Source organism: Bradyrhizobium sp. CCBAU 11386 (assembly GCF_028128955.1).
GTDB lineage: Bacteria > Pseudomonadota > Alphaproteobacteria > Rhizobiales > Xanthobacteraceae > Bradyrhizobium.
Window position 1 is genome coordinate 1 of the sequence record NZ_LBKA01000010.1, and the last position, 265, is coordinate 265.

The 265-nt window shown below is 58.9% G+C and carries 1 pseudogene; it reads left to right on the plus strand.

The features are described from left to right. Positions 1–265: pseudogene (locus XI09_RS03350) on the plus strand (IS5/IS1182 family transposase); the annotation flags it as partial.

A 265-nucleotide genomic window follows, 5' to 3' on the forward strand; every position in this document is an offset into this window, starting at 1 on the left:
AAGAGGCGCCTTGAGCGGATCGATGAGAGCATCGCCCGCTACCTCTCACAGCTTGAAACCGCCGATCGCCATGGCGATGCGGTGCCGGAGGCGAAGGTTGAGCGGTTGAAAGGCAAGATCGAAAAGCTCAAGGAGGAGATCGTTCGGCTCAACGCGATCAACGAGGAGATGATGAAGAGCGAGGACAAGCAGATCTCGCTCTCCGATCCTGACGCCCGCTCGATGGCCACAAGTGGCAAGGACACCGGCATTGTCGGCTACAACG